The following is a 6,526-nucleotide window of genomic DNA, read 5'->3' as shown; positions in this document are numbered from 1 at the left end:
GTTCGTTGCTGCGGGAGTGGAATTTTACTCAACCGCCTTCTCGAGTCAAGCCTTATTTTTAAAGGCTTTTCGAGGTTATCGACTTGGCTTTCTGCGTTGCCGCTTGCCCTGTCGATGGAGGCGCATTATAGGGAACAGATTCTTTCTGGCAACCCCTTATCGGCAATAAAATTGCAAAAAAGTGCACTTTTTTAGTTATTCATAGCCAAGCACAGCTTTTATACAAACTTATCCACAGAAACCAGCGCCGGATTGCTAGAATGGCCGAAAACAAGGAGGCCAAGATGGACTTGCGACTGAGACCTTACAAGGGAAAACGCCCACAACTGGGCAAACGGGTATATGTCGACCCCTGCGCCACCCTGGTGGGTGATATCCAGCTGGGTGACGATGCCAGCATCTGGCCCATGGTGGCCGCCAGAGGGGACGTCAACCATATCCGAATCGGTGCCCGCAGCAACATTCAGGACGGCACCGTATTGCACCTGACTCGCAAGAGTGCCAGCAACCCTGCCGGCTATCCTCTGTTGATCGGAGAAGAGGTCACGGTCGGCCACAAGGCGATGCTGCATGGCTGCACCATAGGAAACCGGGTGCTGGTCGGAATGGGTGCCATCCTGCTGGACGGGGCCGTGGTCGAAGACGATGTGATGATCGGTGCTGGCAGTCTGGTGCCACCGGGCAAGCGACTCGAGGCCGGCTTTCTTTATATGGGCAATCCCATCAAGCAGGCTCGCCCGCTCAAGCCGGCCGAGATCGCCTTCCTCAAAACCTCAGCCGACAATTATGTCCTGCTCAAGGACGAATACCTGCAAGAGGCTTGAATCCAGATAGCCACATACAGGAAGCCCGGCATCATGCCGGGCTTCGCGTTTTAATATAGCTACATAGGTATCGATGACGACTGACAGGGGATCAGTGGGCCTGATCCCAGTTGTCACCGGTGCCCGCTTCCACCACCAGCGGTACATGCAATTCGGCAGCGCCCGACATCTTCTCCTTGATGATGGCGATGTACTCCTCCAGCTTCTCTTCGCGGATCTCGAACACCAGTTCATCGTGCACCTGCATCAGCATACGGATCGACTGGTCTTCAATCCCCCGGATCCAGCCATCCACGTTGATCATGGCGCGCTTGATGATATCGGCGGCCGTGCCCTGCATGGGGGCGTTGATGGCAGCCCGTTCCGCCGCCTTGCGCAGACCGGCGTTGCGCGACTTGATATCCGGCAGATAGAGGCGACGGCCGAACAGGGTCTCGACATAACCCTGAGCTTCCGCCTGCTGACGGGTGCGTTCCATGTACTCCAGCACGCCGGGGTAGCGTTCGAAGTAGAGATCCATGTACTTCTGCGCCTCGGCACGACCGATCCCCAGCTGCTTGGCCAGACCGAAGGCACTCATGCCGTAGATAAGGCCGAAGTTAATCGCCTTGGCGCTGCGGCGCATGTCGGTGGTCACCGCATCGAGCGCCACGCCGAACACCTCGGCGGCAGTCGCCTTGTGGATGTCCTTGCCCTCGGCAAAGGCGGTCAGTAGCCCCTTGTCACCGGAGAGGTGCGCCATAATGCGCAGCTCGATCTGGGAGTAGTCCGCCGCCACCAGCTTGTAACCGGCGCTCGGGATGAAGGCCTGACGGATCCGGCGCCCCTGCTCGTTGCGCACCGGGATGTTCTGCAGGTTGGGATCAGATGATGACAAACGACCCGTGGCCGCTACCGCCTGATGATAGGAGGTGTGCACCCGCCCGGTCCGGGGCTTGATCATCAGCGGCAACTTGTCGGTGTAAGTGGACTTGAGCTTGGCCAGGCCACGATGTTCCATCAGCAAGCGCGGCAGCTCGTAAGTCTCCGCCAGTTCGGCCAGCACCTCTTCTGCGGTGGACGGTGCACCCTTCGGAGTCTTTTTGATGATCGGCAGGCCCAGCTTGGTGAAGAGGATCTCCCCCAGCTGCTTGGGCGAGGAGAGGTTGAACTCCTGTCCGGCCAGCTCGTGAGCCTGCTTCTCCAGCTCCGCCAACCGCAGCTCGATCTCCTGACTCTGCTGGTGCAGCAGCTTGGGATCGATGGTGGTGCCGAGCAACTCCATCCGCGCCAGTACCGGCAACAGCGGCAGCTCGATGTCACTGAATACCTTGGCGAGGCCAGGCACGGATTCCAGCTGGCTCCACAGGGTCTGGTGCAGACGAAGGGTGATATCGGCATCTTCTGCCGCATAGGGAGCGGCCTGCTCCAGCTCGATCTGGTTGAAGGTGAGCTGTTTCACCCCTTTGCCCGCGATCTCTTCAAAAGAGGTGGTTTCGACCCCGAGGTAACGCTTGGCCAGCGAATCCATATCGTGACGACTGGCGGTGGAGTTGAGCACGTAGGACTCGAGCATGGTGTCGTAGGCGATACCCTGCAGGTCGATGTCATGGTTGAGCAGCACGTTGCGGTCGTACTTGAGGTTCTGCCCCACCTTGAGACGGGTCGGATCTTCCAGCAGCGGCTTGAGCTTGCCCAACACCACGGCCTCGCTCAGCTGTACCGGCGCCCCGAGATAGTCGTGGCCAAACGGCACATAAGCGGCTTTGCCCGGTTCTACCGCGAAGGAGACACCGACAATCCGCGCCTCCATATAGTCGAGACTGGTGGTTTCGGTATCAAAGGCGAACAGCGGCGCGGCCTGCAGTTGGGCCAGCCAACCGTCAAATTCGGCTTCGTCCAGAATGCAGCGGTAGTCGGTTTCGATGGCGGCAACCGGAGCTGCCCCTTCATCATCACCCGCGGCCCCGCTCTCCTCGTCACCCGACTCCAACTCTTTAATCAGGTTACGCAGTTCATATTCACGGTAGACCGCCAGCAGGGACTCCTTGTCGACCGGCTTGAGCTGCAGTTGCTCCAGACTCTGTTCCAGTTCGACATCGGTCTTGATGGTCGCCAGTCGATAGGAGAGACGAACCTGCTCCTCCTGCTCGCGGAACTTGTCTGCGAACGCCTTGGAACCACGAAAGCCGAGGGCCGCCACCTTGTCGAGGTTGACGGCGATCTCGTCGATACTGCCAATCCCCTGCAGCAGGGCGAGTGCGGTCTTCTCGCCGACACCTGTCATCCCAGGGATGTTGTCAACCTTGTCACCCATCAGCGCCAGATAGTCGATGATGAGCTCAGGCGGTACGCCAAACTTCTCGATCACCCCTTCCCGATCGGTCTTCACATCTTTCATGGTGTCGATCAGGGTGACATGGTCGGAGACCAGCTGCGCCATGTCCTTGTCACCGGTACTGATCAGCACCGGCAGTTGCTTTTCGGTCGCCTGACGGGCAAGGGTGCCGATCACATCGTCGGCTTCCACCCCTTCGACCATCAGGAAGGGGAAACCCATCGCCTTGATCATCTGATGGATAGGGGCAACCTGACTGCGCAGGTCGTCCGGCATGCTGGCACGGGTCGCCTTGTATTCGGGATAGATATCGTCGCGGAAGGTCTTGCCCTTGGCATCAAACACCACGGCCACGTGGCTGTCGGGATATTGCCTGAGCAGGCTGCGCATCATGTTGGCCATGACACGGACGGCGCCGCTCGGCAAACCGGTCGAGGTACGCAGATCCGCCTGCTGGGAGGCGAAGAAGGCGCGGTAAAGATAAGAGGAGCCGTCGACCAGAATAAGGGGATTGCTAGGGGCCATGAAATCGTCCTGCCAGAGATAAACAGCCGCTAGGATGCCACAGGGCCCCCCTCACACCAAGAAGAGCAGCAACACCACAGATGGCCAGAGAAAGGGACTCAAACTGTGGATAACTCTGTGCTCAAAAATGGGGCACACCAACGCACGCAGTGATAAAACTGTGCACAAAAATATAAAAACACATTAAAAACAACAACTTGAGACCGAAAAAAACGATCGCGAGACAATTGAAATGATCTCGATCAATGTGGAAAAAGATTTAAGGGAGTAAGTACGGCAGGATCCAAAGCGAAACAACCCTAGCACAGCGAGATGACTTGACCAGCGGAGGGCGAACGATAACCATACAAAAGTACAACAATCCATCCTGGCTCACATTTTCAACAACGAGGAGTTTGCCATGAAAAAAGTGGCCGTGATCTTGAGTGGCTGTGGCGTCTTTGACGGGGCCGAAATCCACGAGGCCGTCATCAGTCTGCTGGCGCTGGCTCGCCATGGCGCCACCACCCAATGCTTTGCTCCGAACGTGACGCAGCTCCATGTGATCAACCACCTGACTGGCGAGGTGAGTGAAGGAGAGAGTCGCAACGTGCTGGTCGAGGCCGCCCGCATCTGCCGCGGCCAGATAAAGGACGTGGCCGAGCTGGATGCGGCCGATTACGACGCGCTGCTGGTGCCCGGCGGCTTTGGCGCCGCCAAGAACCTGAGCGACTTCGCCATCAAGGGGGCAGAGTGCCAGATCCAGCCGGATGTGCTGAAGGCCTGCCAGAGCTTTGCCAGGGCCGGCAAACCGGCGGCCTATATCTGCATCGCACCGGCCATGATCCCGCTTATCTACGGCGCCGGCACTCTGGCCACCGTAGGCCACGACGAGGGTACCGCCAACGCCATCGAGGCGATGGGCGGCAGCCACCTCAATTGCCCGGTCAACGAGTTCGTCGTGGATCAGGAGCGCAAGGTGATCTCCACCCCCGCCTACATGCTGGCCAGCAACATAGTGGAGGCCGCGGACGGCATCGAGAAGACGGTCAAGCAGCTGCTTGCCCTGTGATCCCCCGCTGCGCCAAGACAAACGGGCCGCTCATGGAGCGGCCCGTTTTCAATTCTCGCGTATAGCGGCGGATTAGATGCTTTCGCCCATCTGATCCATCTTGCCCAGCAGGGCACGCAGACGCTCCTGCCATGCAACGTGCTCGTTGCGCAGCTGATGGTTCTCGTCTTGCAGCTTGCTGTTCTGCTCTTTCAGCTCGTCCAGCTCCATCTTCAGCAGGGAGATGTTGTCGACGGCGGATTGTACTTTGGATTCGAGTTGCTCAAGGACTTCTAGTGACATATGCATACCTGTTTGTTCAATTGCGATGCCCCACAGAGGGCGATTCAAGCGCGTGAAGCCAGCATACCCCGAGCACATCGGCACAAACAAGCCAGAGCGCTGTAAAATGCGCCTTCCATAGAGGTATTGTCTAAATATGCGTCTATTTCTCTCGCATCCAGCGCCCGCACCGCGACAACAGACTGGGCAAGACCAAAAAGCCCCGCCTGCAGAGGCTCGTTGGCGATATCCTCATGGCGCAGCGCTTATCCATGCAAGGCGATATAACCGCCCAGCAACAGACAGGCGACGGCATACATCAGCAGGCCGTAGAGCAGGTTCCAGCGCAGGATCAGCCCGGCACTGAGGTTGTAACGGGAGGCCAGCGCCAGATTGGATCCGGAGAGCGGACTGGTGCCGGTGGCAAGCCCCCATCCCAGCAGGAAACACATGCCGAGCAGGCTGGAATCTGGCGCCAGCGGCCAGAGCAGCGGCGCCAGCCCGGAGATGCTGATGAGCGGATGTACCCCGACGATGGCCACCAGCAGAATCAGCATCAGAGTGAGGGATGCCTCAAGCCAGCCAAAGTGGTTGAACCGCGGCAGGCCGTGACCCGCACCGAGATCGATGACCGACAACGCACTGTTGATGCCTGCCGCCAGCAAACCGGCCCCCAGAAACAGCACCAGCTGACCGCCGATGGCGGGGAAGCGCTCCACCACCTGCCGCTTGAGGGCCGCCTTGCGCCCAACCCTCGGCATAAAGAGCAGCGCCAGTAGCGGAGCTACCAGCGCGATCACCGCCAGAATGCCGAGCTGGGGCCAGATCTGCTTGATGAGGAGTACCAACAACGCCAGGGTGACCGGCAACCCCAGGGTCTGTAGACGCAGCGGATAACCGGCAAAGTCTGCCACTCCGATCCGCTCCACCTGCCAGGCGGTCAGCCCCATCGCCAACAGGGCTGCGAGGATCCCGAACGGCAGAATATGGGAGAGCTGCAAGCCCGGTGCATAGGTGAGCGCCACTGCCATGGCGACAAAGAAGGGTGACCAGAAGGCAGCGGCACAGAAGATCCGGCTCAGCACCATCACCTGACGCCGCTCCAGGGTGCCATTGCGCTCCAGTCGATCGCCGATGATAAACAGCACCGAGAGGTTGATGACCGCCCCCAGCAGATTGAGGCTGGCCATGGTGCTCCACAGCCCCTTGCGCCCGCTCCAGGAGGTGGTGCCGGTCAGCAGGCCGGAGGTCGCGAGGTTGAGAGTGCTCACCGCGGCAAACATGGTGAGCATATTGATGTTGGGCAACAGCCAGTCACCGGCAGTGAGGGTCGCGCCCTGCCACCAGGAGAAGATCAACAGCAACAAGGCGGCACCATACAGGGCCAGCGCCTGCCGCTTGGCAGCCCCCACCAGCCTGGGCCAGGTGAGCAGTGATGCCCCCCAGGCCGCAATGGCCGCTGGCCAGGGGGAGAGTCCCAGATAGAGATAGAGCAGGTTGAGCAGCCACATCCCCAGGATCAGATAACCCGACCAGCGTTTGGTCATC

The 6,526-nt window shown here is 59.3% G+C and carries 6 protein-coding genes; 3 read left to right on the top strand and 3 right to left on the bottom strand.

From position 1 onward, the window contains the following. Both BN1125_RS19320 and BN1125_RS04530 read left to right on the top strand, forming a co-directional pair. Window positions 1–195, top strand: a 195-nt coding sequence (locus BN1125_RS19320) for a hypothetical protein (RefSeq protein ID WP_208854211.1), incomplete at its 5' end; no start/stop codon positions are given. A gap of 65 nt (window positions 196–260) precedes the next feature. After that, window positions 261–824, top strand: coding sequence for a gamma carbonic anhydrase family protein (locus BN1125_RS04530; RefSeq protein WP_244268462.1), 564 nt, complete (start codon window positions 261–263; stop codon window positions 822–824). Window positions 825–915: 91 nt separating this feature from the next. Here the strand turns inward: BN1125_RS04530 and polA are convergent, their stop codons facing one another. Beyond that, window positions 916–3,666: a DNA polymerase I gene (polA, locus tag BN1125_RS04525; RefSeq protein WP_042010925.1), complete on the bottom strand. Its 2,751-nt coding sequence runs from the start codon at window positions 3,664–3,666 to the stop codon at window positions 916–918. A gap of 400 nt (window positions 3,667–4,066) precedes the next feature. Here polA and elbB point away from each other — a divergent pair, with 400 nt between their 5' ends. Continuing rightward, complete coding sequence (gene elbB, locus BN1125_RS04520) at window positions 4,067–4,717, top strand: isoprenoid biosynthesis glyoxalase ElbB (RefSeq protein WP_042010924.1); 651 nt, start codon at window positions 4,067–4,069, stop codon at window positions 4,715–4,717. A 72-nt stretch (window positions 4,718–4,789) separates the two neighbouring features. Here elbB and BN1125_RS19225 read toward each other — a convergent pair whose 3' ends face one another. Both BN1125_RS19225 and BN1125_RS04510 read right to left on the bottom strand, forming a co-directional pair. Then, window positions 4,790–4,999, bottom strand: coding sequence for a cell division protein ZapB (locus BN1125_RS19225; RefSeq protein ID WP_005307594.1), 210 nt, complete (start codon window positions 4,997–4,999; stop codon window positions 4,790–4,792). A gap of 245 nt (window positions 5,000–5,244) precedes the next feature. After that, entirely contained in the window at window positions 5,245–6,525 is a 1,281-nt protein-coding gene (locus BN1125_RS04510) for a hypothetical protein (protein ID WP_042010923.1), read from the bottom strand. Between the last annotated feature and the right edge of the window lies 1 nt (window position 6,526).

Source organism: Aeromonas fluvialis, from assembly GCF_000819885.1.
GTDB classification, from domain to species: Bacteria; Pseudomonadota; Gammaproteobacteria; order Enterobacterales; family Aeromonadaceae; genus Aeromonas; species Aeromonas fluvialis.
The sequence above is the reverse complement of the archived record's forward strand: the minus strand, read 5'-3'. Positions and strand labels throughout refer to the sequence as shown.